This window comes from Psychrobacter sp. CX5, assembly GCF_057621535.2.
Window position 1 is genome coordinate 103,574 of sequence record NZ_CM177735.1, and the last position, 17,286, is coordinate 120,859.

A 17,286-nucleotide genomic window follows, 5' to 3' on the forward strand; every position below is an offset into this window, starting at 1 on the left:
CAATTAGCAGCTGTAGTACATATCAAATTCGACAGGATGGACCGTGGTATTCAAACGTTGACACTCTTCTTCTTTCAAAGCAATAAAGGCATCTAACATACTCTTAGTGAATACATCGCCTTTAAGTAGGAACTCATGGTCATCTTTAAGGGCTTGAAGAGCAACATCTAAGCTTTCAGCAACCGTTGGGATTGAACCCTCTTCTTCTGGAGGTAAGTCATATAAGTTCTTATCTGCTGCATCGCCTGGATGTATTTTATTTTGAATACCGTCAAGGCCTGCCATTAATAGGGCAGCAAATGCTAAGTAAGGGTTAGCGGTTGGATCTGGGAAGCGAGCTTCAACACGAACGCCTTTTGGCGAGCTCACGTATGGGATACGAATAGACGCTGAACGGTTACGCGCTGAATAAGCCAACATAATAGGCGCTTCGTAATGAGGCACTAAGCGCTTATAACTGTTTGTTGATGGATTAACAATCGCATTAAGTGCACGTGCGTGCTTAATAATACCACCAATATAGTATAACGCTGTTTCAGAAAGTCCAGCATATTCATCACCAGCAAAAGTGTTGACGCCATCTTTTGAGATTGACATATGGACGTGCATACCTGAGCCATTATCACCAACGATGGGTTTTGGCATAAAGGTTGCTGTTTTGCCAAACTGATGCGCGACATTATGAACCACGTATTTGAATTGTTGAACTTCATCAGCTTTACGAACCATTGTATTAAAAGAGACACCAATCTCTGACTGACAAGATGCTACTTCATGGTGATGCACTTCTACACGGTCTGGGCCCATGATATCTTCGATACGCTGACACATGACTGAACGCAAGTCTTGTGAGCTATCAACGGGAGGTACTGGGAAATAACCGCCTTTAACACGTGGACGATGAGCCATATTGCCCCACTCATAGTCATTATCAGTCGACCAAGCGGCTTCTTCAGCAGTGATACGGTGACGAGCACCTGACATATCGATTGACCACTTCACATCATCAAAAATGAAAAACTCAGGTTCTGGACCAAAGAATGCGGTATCGCCAATACCTGTTGATTTTAAATATTCTTCGGCACGGCGAGCGATTGAACGTGGGTCGCGCTCATAGCCTTGCATGGTCGTTGGCTCAATGATATCGCAGGTAACGACCACAGTAGTTGCATCAAAAAATGGATCAATAAATGCCGTTTCAGGGTCTGGACGCAATATCATGTCTGACGCTTCAATGCCTTTCCAGCCTGCTACTGAAGAACCGTCAAACATTTTGCCATCTTCAAGGACATCTTCATCGATGGTGTCTGCAGGGTAGCTGATATGTTGTTCTTTACCACGGGTATCCGTAAAACGAAAATCTACCCATTTAGCATTAGACTCTTTGATTAGGTCAAATAGTTTGTTCGACATTGTATGTCTCTCCATTTATTTATTAGTAACAAGAAAACTTGATAATGAGGTTGATAGTTATCAACCAAAGTAAAATTAATATGCTGTACTTAGGCTTATACTTAGGCTTATAAGTTATGGAAGCTTGCACATCATCTTCATTTTATCAAAAATCAGTATAGGTGACAGTGTCCAAAAATAATAGTAGCATTAAAAAATCTACCCATCATCCTAAAACACGTTTCTCATCCACGCACTACTTTGATATATTATAGTAATGCAATAGACGTGCCATTTTTAAATCAGCAGATTTAACTTTTAGTGATTTGGTAAGAGTGTTCGTTCTTTAGTTAGTTGGTCAGCCAGTTAGTTAATAGATAATTATAAATTATAGCCAGTCACAGTCAGTGCGTTGGTGTACCCTTATAAAACTTAGCTAATAAGAAAAATCTCTATCATATGAGCACATTCATTAGGCTTTTGTATTAGCACCCATTTAGGTACAGTGTACATAAATAGTGCATAACAGAATAGTGCGAATCTTTAATTAACGCACTATTTTGGTTCAATTTACATAACTATAAAACTTTATAGTGCATTTTTGAGGTCTTTGCAAAAGTCACAATGTGCCATACTGCTCACTTGCTATAATTATTGCGACCCTATTTTATGATTCTACTTTTAGATAATTACGACAGCTTCACCTACAATATAGTGCAGTATTTACAGAAATTGGGCGCAGAAGTAGTCGTCTATCAAAATGATAGAATTAAGTTGACAGATATTATCAGTTTACAGCCTACAGCCATTGTACTTGGTCCAGGTCCCGGAACACCAAATGACGCCGGCATCACGCTCCAGTGTATCGAATACTTTGCCGATAAGCTGCCTTTATTAGGAGTATGTCTAGGACATCAAGCCATTGCTCAAGTGTTTGGAGCGAGTATCATTCGTGCTCAAAAAGTCATGCACGGCCGTACTTCTCTCATTTATCATGACCATTTTGGGGTATTTAAGGGGTTAGACAATCCGACACCTTTTACCCGATACCATTCCTTAATTGTCGATAACAATACCGTACCAGATGATATCGTTGTGACAGCCTGGACGACTGTGAATCAAAATACTAATAAAACGACAGAGTATAAACTTCAACAAAATCACCAAAATATTAAAGCTTTTAAAAATGCAGCATTAGTTGATGGGTTATTAATTAAAGATATTTCTAACAATAATACATCAACTGACAGTATGAGCAGTTATATTAGAAGTTTTCATGAGCAGCCAATGGATCAAGTGGAAATTATGGCCCTTCGGCATAAATACCTCCCTATTGAAAGCGTGCAATTTCATCCTGAATCTATACTAAGCACAGCTGGGTTACAGTTATTTAATAACTTTTTAACTCACCATAACTTATTATAAGTTTTTTGTATTAGCCTTTAATACGGTATGTTGGGCAAACTCCTAAAATAAGCTTCTTAAACAAATAGGTGTAATTTAGACCTTTTAGACTCATAAATACACTTGCGATAAAACATGACGGTTCCTGAGTATGTATAATAGAAAACCATTAATAGAAAACCGTAATAGAAAACAATAAATACATAGCCTTCCATTCCATTAAACCATGACTGAAATAAAATTATGACGATAACAACCCCTACTACACCCTACTCCACATCTAATATGACGGATGATCAAGTTCACGACATTTTAACTACCGCACTGTCTCGTATTCTAAGACGTATCGACTTAACCCAAGCCGAAATGCGTCAAGTTATGACAATCATTATGGATGGTCGATGCTCTGAGGCTATGTTGGGCGCCCTACTCACTGGCCTTAATATGAAAAGTGAGTCTATTGATGAGATAACCGCTTCAGCCAGCGTCATGCTCGACTTTGCTAATAAACTTAAGATTAACGGCCGTAGCAATATGGTTGATATTGTCGGTACTGGCGGGGATGGTAGTAACTTATTTAACGTATCAACTGCCTCCTCTTTTGTGGCCGCTGCCGCCGGCGCAACCGTTGCCAAACATGGTAACCGTGGCGTTTCTTCTAAATCGGGAAGTTCTGACTTATTGGAACAAGCGGGCATTGACTTAAATATCAGCTTAGATCAAACCCGTCAATGTATTGAAGACAAAGGAATTGGCTTTTTATTTGCACCGAATCATCATACCGCGATGAAATATGCGATTCCGGTACGACGCGCTTTAAAAGTACGCACTATTTTTAATATATTAGGTCCTTTAACCAATCCAGCGGGTGTTGAAAACTTAGTGGTCGGTGTCTTTACCGATGCCATGTGTGAGCCACTTGCGCATGTCCTAAAAAACCTTGGTGCGAACCATGTTATGGTTGTGGGTTCAAAAGACCGTCTTGATGAGATTAGCTTAGCAACAAGTACCAAAGTGGCAGAATTAAAAGATGGTGAAGTCACTGTCTATGATATATTCCCTGAAGATGCAGGAATTGAATCTCAAACATTAGTAGGACTCAGTGTCGACTCTTCTACACAGAGCCTTCAGCTTATCCAATCGGCATTATCAGGAAAAGACACTAATGAATTCGGTATTCATCAAAACAAAATTAATAAAGCCCGCGATATGATTGCCCTAAATGCCGGCGCTGCTATATATGTAGCAGGTTTAGCCAGCAATTTTCCAAATGGGGTCAATCAAGCTCAAAACATTATCAATAGCGGTAAAGCATTAGAGAAGATGCAAGAATTGGCTGAATATACCCACTCATTTAAAGCATAGGTTTATCTACGTTTGGAGTTGTGCACGTTACGTTTACAGCGACTACGTACTCTTAAACCCCCTACGTTTATCACTATTGAAAATACTTTTTTTATTTTAATTTTATTGACAGATAACGAGCAAAAATATGACACAGGATGTTATTCCTTCTATACTAAAGAAGATTGTCATTACCAAACAAGCTGAAATTAAGGCGTCTAAAGCAAGTAAAGACAGTGACACTATTGAGGCGGAGGCAAAACAGTTGTTTGCCTCTAATACTAGTCCTACACGCGGCTTTGCAAAAGCGCTACTTAGTAAACAAACTGAGGGAAAGCCGGGCATTATTGCTGAAATTAAAAAAGCCTCACCGTCAAAAGGGGTTATTTCAAAAAACTTTGACCCAAGCTTGATTGCCGAACAATATGAAAACGCAGGGGCGGCTTGTCTCTCAGTGTTAACCGATGAGCAGTATTTCCAAGGTCACCCACACTATTTAAAGGAAGCCAAAGAGGCCTGCCAACTTCCTGTACTACGTAAAGACTTTATGATCGATGTTTATCAAATATATGAGTCTTATCTAATGGGTGCAGACTGTATATTGTTAATTGTAGCCTGTTTAGATGATGCGACGTTACTGGAGTTACATCAAGTTGCAACTGGTCTTGGTATGGATGTGTTAATTGAAGTACATACTCAAGCTGAGCTAAAGCGGGCGTTAAAGTTACCAGAGTCTGAGCACAATATTTACGGTATCAATAACCGAGACTTGAATACTTTTCATACTGATCTGCAAACGTCCATTAAACTAAAAGACATTATTGATAATTACGTGTCAACTCACTCACGACCACGTCTGTTAGTCACTGAAAGTGGCATTCATAATACTGAGGATATGCAGCTGATGTTGAATAATCAAATAAACTGCTTTTTAATCGGTGAACAATTTATGAAAACAGATAACCCGGGTCAGACTTTAGCGACACTACTACAATCACTTTAAATTTATGACTTTACACTATTTACTTTAAGGCAAAGTCCACTTATTCACATATTTAATCTAAGCGGTACATACTATGGCAAACTCATTATTTTCAAAAGAAGTTCAAGAACAACTCAAGTCACTAAAAAGTGAGCTAAGTAAAGGTCGAGCCACGTCTCCGTCTGATCCAGAGAACGAAAAACCAACGGATCCAGTTCCCCTACCAACTAAAAAACAAGTCGAAAAAACAGTCAAGCAACTAGACAGTGCCCATATCGATGATGACAAGGTTCTGTTTATGCAAGCGATGGCAGGGGTTGAACCTATAAAGGACAATAACACCATATCAGATGTGACTAAACCCAAAGGCACTAAGCCTGATGTTGCTACATTATCAAAACGTGCAGCTGCACAAGGGGCTGAGTCTGATACTCTTGAAGCTGGCTTGTCAGATATGCAGGCACTACTTAATCCCGTTAGTGGAGATTCATATCTTCTTTACAAAACGCCTACCCTCCAAAATAAAGTTTTTACCCAACTTAAGCAGGGTAAATTACGTTGGTATGATGCAGTAGATATTCATGGTTGTACCATTGATGAAGCGCGTGAGGCGATGACATCATTAATCTCACAAGCTAAGAAAAACAATGAGAATGTGGTTAAAATTGTTCACGGTAAGGGTGCTGACGCCGTCTTAAAAACATGTGTCAATGGCTGGCTACGTCAATTACCTGAAGTATTAGGATTTTGTTCCGCACCTCCTAAAGATGGCGGCAATGGCGCGGTACTGGTTTTGTTAAAAAAGAAAAAGCCTGATCTTAGCTAATACATGTTTGATACGAGTATTAAAAAGCCATTATGTCCTTTTAACTGTAGGACGTAATGGCTTTTTAAATCGCTGCTTTTTAGCGTTCTAAACCTTGTAGTCTGAATTAAGTAGTCTGAATTAAGTAGACTGCTTAATTTAATGGCGTTGTATTAACGCTATCAGGATGGTCATTAGAAATTGGCTTATTCGAATCTGTAGGTTCTACCACTACCCTTGAAGTCGCTAATGCATGCTCAACTGGATACTTTTCTACTTCTTTTAATATCTCAATGATAAGCTGTGACTGCATTTCATAAAACTCCATTAGTCCGCCACTGGCATAAACATAAGCACGAATCTCAATCATCATAGAGTCTTGACGTAGCTCTGCTATTCTGACCTGATTCCATTCAGAGTTTGTATATTCATGATCAATAATAAATTGATTCATTCCTTTCAAAAACTGTTCAATAGTAGCGGCATCAACATCTCTTTTTATATAAATATTATGTAAAAAATGGAACATATCACGTGACGCAAAATTCTCAATCGACATAGATGAGAAGTCGCCATTTGGCACGGTCACCACAGTACGGTTTAAAGTCCGCAGACGAGTTGAGCGTATACCGATATCTATCACCGTGCCTTCAAGCTGTCCAAACTTACAGTAATCCCCTACTCTAACTGGCTGATCTGCAACGACAACCACACTACCGACTAAGTTTTCGATCATCTTTTGCGCACCTAGGGCCAGTGCCAAACCACCCACACCTAAAGCTGCAATACCTGTTGTTAGATCAAAGCCTAAATTCCCAAAAATAAATATCGATGCCAGTATCAATAATAGCGCTTTAACTATTTTATGCATTAAGCTTAGTATCGATACTCTTTCCGTCAGATTGCGTTTATAACTCTGGCGTTCTGCGCGGTTGAAAATGGCATCCACAATTCTTAATAGCAGCCAAGTGGAAGCAAACCAACCAACAATATCTTTTATACGGTTAACTGGCTCTCGAACCGTCACGGATACTCCCGCATAGACCATAACTTCATAAAGTATGATCGAGGTGGTTACCAAGGCTAAAGGGAGAATGAATTTGGCATTAATAGGTAGCGGTCTATGACGAACTTTTGGATAGTAGTTTTTTAAGAATAAATATAAAATTCCAAAGAAAATATAAGACACCGAGATACAAAATAGAGCCAGCAAAAAAACCGCAAATATATCGGCAAGATTATAACCCCCTAGCATCTTATTTTTTAAGGGATCTAAGGTATATTTATCAATAATAGTCGAGTTAGTCGATAAGTTAGCATTTTTAATAGACTGTAAAGTCTGCGCTGACATCTGCCAATAAGAGTTACCATGCTCTGCTGTTTTACGAACAAGAACAATATCTATAATTTGGTTTTGTGTGGTTATTGTGCCTACTTTTTCAAGTTCAGGAGGTAATTGATCCGCTAAATTACCTGTTGGTGTATTGTTAATTTGTAATTCAGCATCTAGTCTACCGCCTTTATCAAGCGCCAACTTAACCTGACGAACCACTTCAACAGAGTTCTCTCCCGGATTAAGACTTAAGTAATTAGAGGCTAATGTCGTATTATTTTCCCCTAACGCTTTGATAAATCCTTGAATAGTGCTCCTTGGTGTTTGCCTGCCAAAAGGATCTACAATCTCTTCAGTAACTGAGTTATTTTGTGTTGATGCATCAGGGTCTGCTGCTAAAGCACTTATGGAAGAAATTAACGAAATAACAAGGCACAATACTAAAATAAGTATTTTAAATATTAGATTTGGAGTACCGTTTTTGACACTGTGCTGTCCAGTCGCGCTATTAATAAAAGACATTTTGGCAACCTAATGCTTTTGTTTTAGAGATAAGAATAAGAATGATAAGAATAATCGAAATATACTGATAGGGTACTAAAATCAGATACATATTCAGAACGACAATTTTAGCATGAGTTTAATACCTGACAAGCTTATAAAATGGTTTAGTAAAATATTCTTCTAAATTCGCACAATCTTGGATTGTTTGAAAATAGCTTTAAAACTATTACTTTAAAACTATCAATCTATCACTTTAAAACTATCAATAATGCATAAATACTCTAAAAATAACTCTAGGTGAGTGGAATTTAACAAACCATGAGTAAAATTCTTCTAATTAAGGTTTATTTCTAGCTTTAATAAGAGATAATAACGCCATTATTACTTAATGGTTAACTTATTTACTTTTTGGGTCTGATTATGAAAACCTCGTACAACAACTTATACAAAAGCCTTGTTTGTTATTCAATACATACAGTGTCACTAAATATAAAAGCCATCGCTATATTAACCAGCTCTTTGGCCTGTACTTCAGTTTTTGCGGCCACCTCTGATATTGAGGCTGAAGCTGACTATCCAACTGCAGAATTCCCTGCTATAACGGTTACAGCAACGCGTACGCCTACTGCGATAAATAACACCATTGCGCAAGTACGTGTAATCGATAATGAGGCGTTAAAACACTATCAAGGTCAAACTGTACTCGATGTTCTTAAACATCAGCCAGGTATTACATTTAAGCAAGATGGTGGGATGGGTCAAAGTAGTAACTTTTATGTACGAGGCTACGATAGCAAACGAGTATTGGTTTTGATAGATGGAATTCGTTATGGCTCAATGACAACTGGTCAACCTGCTTTGAGCTTGTTACCATCAGATCAAGTTGAACGTATTGAAGTGCTTTATGGAGCATCAGGTTCTAGTATCTATGGTTCAGATGCTATGGGCGGTGTTATTCAAATTTTCACAAAAGGCTCCAATGCTACAAAATCAAATGCCTCAGCAACAATAGGCTATGGTTCTAATAATCATTATATCGTTGGTGCCACCGGTCAATGGGTTTCGAATACTGATAATGGACTAAATCCAACAGTTGTGAGTGTCTCTGCAAGCCGTAATGAAACTGATGGTTTTAGTGCAATTACTCACCAAACAGGCAACAATAAAGACGATGACGGCTTTAAAAGCAATAATGGTTCTATTTCAGTGAGTTCAAGTCCATCTGAAAATATCATGCTGGGTGTAAATGCGTTATATAGTGATTCTACTACTGATTTTGATAACTATAATAATGTAAAAGGAGCTTATATAGACCAAAAAAATGGAGCTTATTCGTTATTTGCCGATTACAATAAGAATGATCTAGGCTTGAAACTAACTGTTGGCCAAAGTTTGGATGAGTTAGATAACAATATAGGTGATGCTTTTGAAACCAACCAAACTCAAGCTAATCTAACAGGTACATACTCCTTACCTTTAGGCAAAGCTATCGCTGGAGTAGAATGGCTTAAACAAGATGTCGATGTCACACCGAATAAAACCGAACCAAATTACCAAGGTTTTTTGGAGGATGATAGAACTATAAAAAGTGGCTATTTAGGATATCAGTTAAGTACTAATAAATTTGATTTGCAAGCTAATTTAAGACATGACGATAATTCACAGTTTGATTCAGAAACTACTTATGGTATAGGTGGCGCTTTAAATCTTACCGACAATTTAAGAATAGGTTCGAGTTATGCTACTGGATTTCGTGCACCTTCATTAAATGACTTATATGTTCAGAGTAATTACTATGTTCCTAACCCAAATTTAGACGTAGAGACTAGTGATAACAGTGAGGTTTTTATAGAGTTTAATACTCTTACTAATGACACTCGATTAACAGCTTATCACTCTGATGTTAAAGACCTTATTCAAAATGAATATGAAAAGACTAGTGGCAAATATGTTGCAAAAAACGTTGAAGACGTTAAATTGCAAGGGATAAGCTTAACGACGGATTGGTATTTAGATAACTATATATTTGGTGGTCAGTATTCTTATACTGATACTGAAATTAAATCCGATACTAACAAGGGCAATCAGTTACCAAATCGACCTGAAAACTCTGGACTAGTCTATGCTGGCTATCAAACTGATAGGTTTGATGTAAGAGGCGAACTTCAATATGTAGGTAGTCGCTTTGTTAGTGCAAATAATACCGATAAGCTTAAAGACTACCAACTCTTGAATTTATCTGCTAATTATAACCTAACCCCTAATTTATCAATGACGACTAGAATTGATAATCTTTTGAATGAGGATTATTCAACCAATGACTCCTACGGCACTCGTTATAGCTCAGATGATGGTACCAACTTCTTTACCTCTTTTACCTACACTTGGCAATAAGTTTATCATTTGAAATGTAGTATTGAGGTCTAACAATATAAGCCACTCATTAAATGAGTGGCTTTTTGGTATTAATCTCTCAGTCCAAAAAAGACCTATATGAAATAGATTCAAATCTATGTTAAAGCTTTAATTTAAATTTATAGTTTACGGGGTAAATGCTCAGGTAAATGACAACGTAGATAGACCTTAGACACGAGTAATGCTTCCTTTGCCATTTTTTCAGTAATTTTATTATATTTCTTAAATGATAAAGAGAAAATACTATGTATCATCACATAAGTAATTAATACATGTTCATGAATATCTTTATATTCAGATACATCGTAATAATTTGAAATTTTTTCGACAATCGTTTCGATAATGTTAATATCGACTAGATCCTCAAACTCACTAACGTCAAAATCTGGCAAATTTGCACTGTACATAAGTTTCAATTTAATAGGGTCAAGATTGAACAATTCTACAGACTGTAAGATTATCTCAGCGATATAATCATGCCACGTATCCAGTTCTGCTACGTCTATTTTCTCAAGGCTCTGATAAGTTTCCATATAATTTAGAAACCGTAAGGCTAAAAAAATAGACTCTACATTGGGAAAGAAATGGTAGGCAGACGCCCGTGGTATGCCAGCCTCCTTACAGACTTCTGCAAGACTTATGGTAGTAATATCACGAGACTTACCAAGCTTTTGAGCGCTTAATAGTAGCTTTTGACGGCGAACACGTCCCTGTTTACTGGTGTGCTTAAATTTATTGGGAACAAGAGTTTTAGCAAGCTCTGAATCAACTAATATATCTTGAATTAAATCATCTGGATTGGATAACATTAATGTCCTCTTAAACTACTTACGTAAATTGGTCTGAATAAAGAAATTAATTGGTTATACACTCACTAAAATTCTATTAAAAATAAATTAATTGGTTGGTAATAAATACTTTAAAATTAGTTAAAAAGTAAGGGGTATATAATGATAACATTATTTAATAAAATTAATCATTACTTATAATTTAAAGCTTAATATTTAATTTGTCAATATTATTAAATTATATTAATTTAATCTTAGCTCTCACAACACCGTGATCGGTAACCCTCTCCTCATACTCTTTTTTAAGATGATCATTGAAATAGTCAACACGCACTACTTCTCCTAAAGAGTACTTACCGTCTACAATAAACTCCTCTGACACAAATAGTTGATCAATGACTTCAGGCATTCCTTGATATAAATGAGTATAAGCAACGCCTTTCATCCACCCATAGCTAGTCTGTACACGAGCAGCATCGAACAAAGCAATATCACGCATCCCCTTATCATAATTCACTTCACTCGTTTCTGCTAAAAGCTGGGTGGTCACACTATCGGTCACATCATTCATATCGCCTAACAGAATCACCGGATGTCGAGTACTTTTTAAAATATCTATAATATATACCCTTAATGCGGTTGCCTCTGCCGCCCGCATACACAAGCTTCTTAGTTTAGCACGGACTCTTAATTGAGGGTCATCGTAATCTTCAAGACGATTGCCCTGAGCATCACGTAGGTAATGAGGTCGTTTACTTTTTAAGTGTGCGGTTATAATTGTAATGGGCTGACCATAAATATCTAAAGTGGCGACTAATGGTGGTCTATTAAATTGCTGATACAACCCCTGATCTGGTACATCCACCACCGCTAAAGGATTAAACTTGGTCAGTAACTCCCAGTTTATAATTTTAAATTTTGAGACAATGCCCATAGCCGGAGTCTGTTGTGCACCTTGACCTAAAGTTAGTGTGCTTGAGACATCGTTACTGGCCAAAGGCGCTAAAACTTGAGAAGGTTCAAATCCAAGCCTATGTGCTAAGTCTTGTAAAGCTTTTTCATCCCATATTTCTTGGAAGGCATATATATCTGATTTGGCATTGTTTAATAGCTGGTATAAGCCATTGACTTTACGCTCGTATTCACTATTACTATAAGGCCCCATGTTTGAATAATAGTGCCGATTGGGTAGTGCTAAGTTTAAGGTGTTATTGGTCGCAATATAGAATTGTTTTTCGTCATGTTTTTTATGATTATTTGACATTTGGTTTATCCTTACTTATTGACATTGATTTAATTTGATTTAATTATTTATCTTAGGGTCTGTTGAATATCTTAAATTACTTAAAAAGAAGCTATTGATAATTTTACTTAAGTGCGAGTTTCAATTTTAGCGGTATGTATTGAATGCCATATATTGAAGAGAATCTATCGAGGAAGGCAAGTCCTAAAGCAACAAATCAATCGCTATGATTAGCAGATTTGTTGAACATGAACGAGTCTGATAAGGATAGGTTATTTTATAGACAAGGGTAAGTTATTTTATAGACAAGATATAAAACGCTTTAAAACGCTCAGCTCCTTTTAATGACTCTAGTAAAAAACGAGCCCTTATTGCAGCGTTTTGCCAATGGCTTGATGCCAATGATGCAAATAGTGTTCCCGCTCATCTTCAGACATCTTAGGCTCAAAGCAGTGGTCTAGATGCCAGGAGTCTTCAATAGTAGACTCGTCATATAGCCCTGAATTTATACCCGCCATAATAGCCACCCCTTTGGCGGTAATTTCAGTATCTTTGGGTCTCAAAACTGGTACGCCAAGCATATCAGCTTGAAATTGCATGAGTAAGTTATTATTGGACGCACCGCCATCTACCCGAAGCTCTGTCAAAGGACTTGGACTGTCTTTTTGCATCGCTGACAATACATCATAGGTTTGAAAGGCAATAGATTCAAGCGCCGCACGAGCGACATGGGCCTTTGTAGTACCGCGGGTCATGCCTGATATACTGGCAGTAATATCAGAACGCCAATAAGGCGCCCCTAGACCTGTAAAGGCAGGAACTAAGACAACCCCTTCACTACTTTTAACCTCATTGGCTAACTGCTCAATATCTTCAGACTTATAAAACAGGCCAAGGTTATCTCTTAGCCATTGTACAATTGCACCCGCCATGAACACACTGCCTTCAAGAGCATACGTTACTTCGCGCTTGGACGGGTTTAAGATACGTTTACCAGACTTCATTAACTGAGAAAGTGATTTATGTTCGCTCGTCGCTGATCTTAACAGTGATGCATTTGAGCGGCGTTGCCAGCTGACAGTGCTGAGTAACTGATGTTGACTGAGCTGCACCTCATGACCGATATTCATGAGCATAAAACATCCTGTGCCATAAGTATTTTTAGCCATACCTATCGAGACACACCCTTGCCCAAATAAAGCGGCCTGCTGATCTCCTAAGACCGCTTGAATGGGTATTTGCTTAGCAAACAGCCCTTTTTTAGTTTTACCAAAGTCCCCATCTGATGGCACGACTTTAGGCAGTATTTGTTTACTAATATCAAAGTGGTTGAGGAGATCCTCAGACCATTCAAGCTTGTTAATATCATAGATTAACGTTCGTGACGCATTGGTGATGTCTATCACATGCTCACCGCCCGTTAGTTTAAACAGAAGCCAACTATCAATGGTTCCTACAGCCACCTCACCTCGTTGCGCCTTATCTCTTAGATTTGGATGATTGTCTAACATCCATACTATTTTACTGGCGCTAAAATAGGGATCTATACGTAGCCCTGTTATAGATTGCACGTAGTGTTGCATACTGACGTCAGACTCTGGCACACGCTGTTGTTGCAGGCTCTGACACCAACTGTCTGATCGTCTATCTTGCCACACTATGGCAGGTGCCAAAGGCTTGCCCGTTCGTTTATCCCAAATGACAATGGTCTCTCGTTGATTGGTGATCGCAAGGCTTGAGATGTCAGTTGCCAGTAGTCCGGCTTGGTTAATCGCATCATGTGCACAACTTATTTGTGTGTGCCATATCTGCATCGCATCTTGTTCAACATATCCAGCTTTTGGGGTTAGCAAAGTGGTTGGTTTTTGGGATATTTGAATAGGTCTGGCTTTCTCATCATAAATAATGGCTCGGCTTGAAGTGGTACCTTGATCTAAAGCTAATACATAACCTGCCATAATATATTCTCCCTGAAATGACACTTAACGATGAAGATATTTAAACAATAATTCACTTTGTTATAAAAAAGCTTGCAACACTTGGTTTAGATAACGGCGTCCAAGTGACGTTGGTTGGATTAAATCCTCTTGATTGACCAGTAGACCTTGCTTCTTAAGCTTATTAAGGATGGGTTTTATCTCAGAGACGCTAAGACCTGTTCTTGAGCAATACATATCTAACGGCACGCCTGCGGTTAGACGCAGCGCATTAAGCATAAACTCACTCGTTAGCTCATTTTTCGCAATGCTATTAAATCCAACCATTTTTGGATAATCCGTATAGTTGATATAATCTTTTGGCATTCGGCTTTTGCTAAACCGATAAATACCTGAGTTCTCTAAATAGCAAGAATTATGACAACTCGTCAAGTCACTGTGTCCACCTTCAGAAGGAATATTCTTTATATCTTCTACAAGTGTTATTTTGCCATGTGCTCCCGCTCCAATGGCTAGATAATCTCCAAATTGCCAATAGTTTATATTATGTCGACAGCCAGTATCGTTAGGGCTTACCCAAGCGGATATCTCATAATTTGTATAGCCTAATTTATTCAATAGCAGACTACCCTGCTCTTCGATATCCGCTAAGTGCTCATCATCAGGTAAGATTGGGGTGTCTCTAAAAAAAACCGTATTAGGCTCTATGGTCAACTGATACCAAGATATGTGGGTTGCCCCCACCTCATCTGCCATCGTAATATCATATAAAGCATCCGCTACTGTTTGCTGTGGTAGACCGTGCATAAGGTCAATATTTAAGCGGGTAAATCCTGCTTTTTTAGCCGCTTGAGTTGCCTTTTTGGCTTGTTCAGCGTTATGAATACGGCCTAAAGCCTTAAGTTTACTATCTGAAAAAGTTTGTACCCCGATGGACAATCTATTTATCCCTACTGCCAAATATTCTTCAAACGGGGCATGTTCTAGGGTACCAGGATTTGCCTCCATAGTGACTTCGATATCTGAGGCAAATGGCAAGACTGCTTTTAAATGTTTAAACAGGCGTTGATATTGATTAATCGGCAGTAAGGATGGCGTACCTCCTCCTATAAAAATTGAAGTTATCTGACGATTTTGTATTAACGCAAGCTGAGAGTCTATGTCATCGATTAACGCATCCACGTAAACGTCAAAGTGATTACTGTTTATTTGACTGATTTTTTCTTGTCCTGTTAAAGTGTTATTTCCAGTTAAATTTTTGTTTTCATTAAACTTATTATTGTCTGTAGCATTATTTTTACTCTCAATAGACAGGGGTAAGGTATGGGAGTTAAAATCGCAATAAGGGCATTTTTTAACACACCAAGGGATATGAATGTATAGCGCCAAAGGGATTTCATTTACATTAATTAATGAGGACATAAGGATATAGTATTAAACTCTTTTACAGATAGTGATATAGTCTCGACCTTAGATAAGTCGTATTCGGTATGTAAGCATATTTTGCAGCCAATGTTGGGCTTATTATACGTATTCATTGTCTAGTTAATAGCCCTATTAGCTTAATAGCCCTATTAGCCAAATCATATTTTATCGTTTCTCATGATAACCCCAAAGTCCTAAAACCCTATTTAGAAGTTTCCTTATGTTGCCAGATTTATCATTCAATGAATTTAAACAACACAGTAAGCGGCTTAGTACCTTAGTATTACCCATTTTAATAACTCAATTTTGCCAAGCTGCATTAGGCGTAGTAGACGCTATCATGGCAGGCGCAGTATCCGCACTAGATTTAGCAGCGGTCTCTATTGGCTCTGGTATTTGGTTGCCTTTATTTTTATTAGCAACCGGGATTTTGATCGCTACCACACCTTTAATTGGTGAGAAAATAGGTCAAAGATCACATCACCATATCCCCCATATCACTCAGCAATCGTTATGGGCAGCTCTTTTAATTGGGTCTATTGGATTGATTGTTGTCTCTATAATGCCCAATATTCTAGGCATAATGGGTGTCCCTGATGACATACAACCTAAGGCAGGACAATACTTACGTTTTGTAGCTTGGGGGTTCCCAGCCATTGCGTGTTACGCCGTACTGCGCAGCTATTGTGAGGCATTAGGTCGACCAGAGCCTGTCACTGTTATCAGTTTGATTGGTCTATTAATCAATATACCTATTAATTATATTTTTATCCACGGCTTATTTGGCATGCCTGCTCTAGGTGGTGCGGGATGCGGGCTTGCAACCGCTTGTGTACTGTGGAGTAATGTACTCCTACTATCCCTTTATTTGAAACTGTCGAATCATCAGACATTTGATGAGACCCGCTTCTTTTACAATTTCTCACGACCCGATCGTAAACAAATCGGTAAATTATTCCGCTTAGGTATCCCCATCGGTATCTCAATATTTTTTGAAGCCAGTTTATTTAGCTTAGCCTCGATCGTCATTAGCCCATTAGGGGCAGTTGCCGTCGCTTCTCATCAGGTAGCTCTGGCAGTTACCTCCCAATTATTTATGATTCCATTATCAGTTGCCATGGCATTGACTATCATGGTTTCTAATAGATATGGTGAACAAAATTGGCTCGCTTTAAAACAAGTTCAGCGAACAGGTTTATTTTGGACGGTTTGTATTGCCTTATGTAGTATGCTTGGGGTTTGGATATTTAGAGAAAACTTGGCTAACGCATTTACTGATAATCCAGCCGTCAAAACTCAGGCCATTCTTTTATTATTATTTGCAATTGCTTATCAACTGGTCGATGGCTGGCAAGTTAACATGGCAGGTATTTTAAGGGGAATGCAAGACACTCAATTTACGATGTGGATTACTTTATTCTGCTATTGGCTAGTAGCCCTACCATTAGGGGTTTATTTGGTTCGCTATACAGATACTGGCGCCAAAGGCTTTTGGATTGCGTTAGTTGCTGGATTGACTTTATCTTCGGTGTTATTAACCTGGCGACTCATCCATCGCCAACGTCAGCTTTTTAACTAGGCATGATGACCTCGACCTTATTGATCTATCGAAACCTTTATAAACTGAAAGTATAAAGTAGTTAGTCTTTACCCAATTAAGTTAAGCGCTGGTATAAAACAGGGCATAATGTATAAAATTTAAGGTATGAATAAG

The 17,286-nt window shown here is 38.2% G+C and carries 12 protein-coding genes; 6 read left to right on the top strand and 6 right to left on the bottom strand.

The genetic code is table 11. The features are described 5' to 3' along the window. Positions 1–3 precede the first annotated feature (3 nt). On the bottom strand, positions 4–1,413 hold the full coding sequence (gene glnA, locus AC21OG_RS00375) for a type I glutamate--ammonia ligase (RefSeq protein ID WP_486546420.1): 1,410 nt from the start codon (positions 1,411–1,413) through the stop codon (positions 4–6). Positions 1,414–2,061: 648 nt separating this feature from the next. Between glnA and AC21OG_RS00380 the strand changes: the two genes are divergently transcribed. The 4 genes from AC21OG_RS00380 (at position 2,062) to AC21OG_RS00395 (ending at position 5,948) form a co-directional block, all read left to right on the top strand. After that, on the top strand, positions 2,062–2,817 hold the full coding sequence (locus tag AC21OG_RS00380; protein ID WP_487376969.1) for an anthranilate synthase component II: 756 nt from the start codon (positions 2,062–2,064) through the stop codon (positions 2,815–2,817). Positions 2,818–3,039: 222 nt separating this feature from the next. Continuing rightward, positions 3,040–4,161, top strand: coding sequence for an anthranilate phosphoribosyltransferase (gene trpD, locus AC21OG_RS00385; RefSeq protein ID WP_487376971.1), 1,122 nt, complete (start codon positions 3,040–3,042; stop codon positions 4,159–4,161). Positions 4,162–4,288: 127 nt separating this feature from the next. After that, positions 4,289–5,143, top strand: a complete 855-nt coding sequence (gene trpC / locus AC21OG_RS00390; protein ID WP_487376973.1) for an indole-3-glycerol phosphate synthase TrpC — start codon at positions 4,289–4,291, stop codon at positions 5,141–5,143. Positions 5,144–5,216: 73 nt separating this feature from the next. After that, complete coding sequence (locus AC21OG_RS00395; RefSeq protein ID WP_486546416.1) at positions 5,217–5,948, top strand: Smr/MutS family protein; 732 nt, start codon at positions 5,217–5,219, stop codon at positions 5,946–5,948. Positions 5,949–6,081: 133 nt separating this feature from the next. Here AC21OG_RS00395 and AC21OG_RS00400 read toward each other — a convergent pair whose 3' ends face one another. Further along, positions 6,082–7,782: a mechanosensitive ion channel family protein gene (locus tag AC21OG_RS00400; protein WP_487376975.1), complete on the bottom strand. Its 1,701-nt coding sequence runs from the start codon at positions 7,780–7,782 to the stop codon at positions 6,082–6,084. 402 nt (positions 7,783–8,184) lie between these two features. Between AC21OG_RS00400 and AC21OG_RS00405 the strand changes: the two genes are divergently transcribed. Then, positions 8,185–10,158: a TonB-dependent receptor plug domain-containing protein gene (locus AC21OG_RS00405; RefSeq protein WP_487376977.1), complete on the top strand. Its 1,974-nt coding sequence runs from the start codon at positions 8,185–8,187 to the stop codon at positions 10,156–10,158. 140 nt (positions 10,159–10,298) lie between these two features. Here AC21OG_RS00405 and AC21OG_RS00410 read toward each other — a convergent pair whose 3' ends face one another. From AC21OG_RS00410 to hemW, 4 genes are all read right to left on the bottom strand, one after another. Further along, a complete protein-coding gene (locus AC21OG_RS00410; protein ID WP_486546413.1) occupies positions 10,299–10,988 on the bottom strand; it encodes a TetR/AcrR family transcriptional regulator in 690 nt (229 codons plus the stop codon). 217 nt (positions 10,989–11,205) lie between these two features. Beyond that, positions 11,206–12,231 carry an endonuclease/exonuclease/phosphatase family protein gene (locus AC21OG_RS00415; protein ID WP_487376979.1) on the bottom strand — a complete coding sequence of 342 codons (1,026 nt, stop codon included), beginning with the start codon at positions 12,229–12,231 and terminating at the stop codon, positions 11,206–11,208. A gap of 347 nt (positions 12,232–12,578) precedes the next feature. Next, positions 12,579–14,168 carry a glycerol kinase GlpK gene (gene glpK, locus AC21OG_RS00420; RefSeq protein WP_487376981.1) on the bottom strand — a complete coding sequence of 530 codons (1,590 nt, stop codon included), beginning with the start codon at positions 14,166–14,168 and terminating at the stop codon, positions 12,579–12,581. Between the two features lie 60 nt (positions 14,169–14,228). Next, positions 14,229–15,569, bottom strand: coding sequence for a radical SAM family heme chaperone HemW (hemW, locus tag AC21OG_RS00425; protein ID WP_487376983.1), 1,341 nt, complete (start codon positions 15,567–15,569; stop codon positions 14,229–14,231). Positions 15,570–15,792: 223 nt separating this feature from the next. Between hemW and AC21OG_RS00430 the strand changes: the two genes are divergently transcribed. Then, on the top strand, positions 15,793–17,151 hold the full coding sequence (locus AC21OG_RS00430; protein WP_487376985.1) for an MATE family efflux transporter: 1,359 nt from the start codon (positions 15,793–15,795) through the stop codon (positions 17,149–17,151). Positions 17,152–17,286: the final 135 nt, after the last annotated feature.

Excerpts from the sequence above, each read along its gene's own strand:
- glnA (WP_486546420.1), bottom strand. The coding sequence starts at position 1,413 with ATGTCGAACAAACTATTTGACCTAATCAAAGAGTCTAATGCTAAATGG.
- AC21OG_RS00380 (WP_487376969.1), top strand. The coding sequence starts at position 2,062 with ATGATTCTACTTTTAGATAATTACGACAGCTTCACCTACAATATAGTG.
- trpD (WP_487376971.1), top strand. The coding sequence starts at position 3,040 with ATGACGATAACAACCCCTACTACACCCTACTCCACATCTAATATGACG.
- trpC (WP_487376973.1), top strand. The coding sequence starts at position 4,289 with ATGACACAGGATGTTATTCCTTCTATACTAAAGAAGATTGTCATTACC.
- AC21OG_RS00395 (WP_486546416.1), top strand. The coding sequence starts at position 5,217 with ATGGCAAACTCATTATTTTCAAAAGAAGTTCAAGAACAACTCAAGTCA.
- AC21OG_RS00400 (WP_487376975.1), bottom strand. The coding sequence starts at position 7,782 with ATGTCTTTTATTAATAGCGCGACTGGACAGCACAGTGTCAAAAACGGT.
- AC21OG_RS00405 (WP_487376977.1), top strand. The coding sequence starts at position 8,185 with ATGAAAACCTCGTACAACAACTTATACAAAAGCCTTGTTTGTTATTCA.
- AC21OG_RS00410 (WP_486546413.1), bottom strand. The coding sequence starts at position 10,988 with ATGTTATCCAATCCAGATGATTTAATTCAAGATATATTAGTTGATTCA.
- AC21OG_RS00415 (WP_487376979.1), bottom strand. The coding sequence starts at position 12,231 with ATGTCAAATAATCATAAAAAACATGACGAAAAACAATTCTATATTGCG.
- glpK (WP_487376981.1), bottom strand. The coding sequence starts at position 14,168 with ATGGCAGGTTATGTATTAGCTTTAGATCAAGGTACCACTTCAAGCCGA.
- hemW (WP_487376983.1), bottom strand. The coding sequence starts at position 15,569 with ATGTCCTCATTAATTAATGTAAATGAAATCCCTTTGGCGCTATACATT.
- AC21OG_RS00430 (WP_487376985.1), top strand. The coding sequence starts at position 15,793 with ATGTTGCCAGATTTATCATTCAATGAATTTAAACAACACAGTAAGCGG.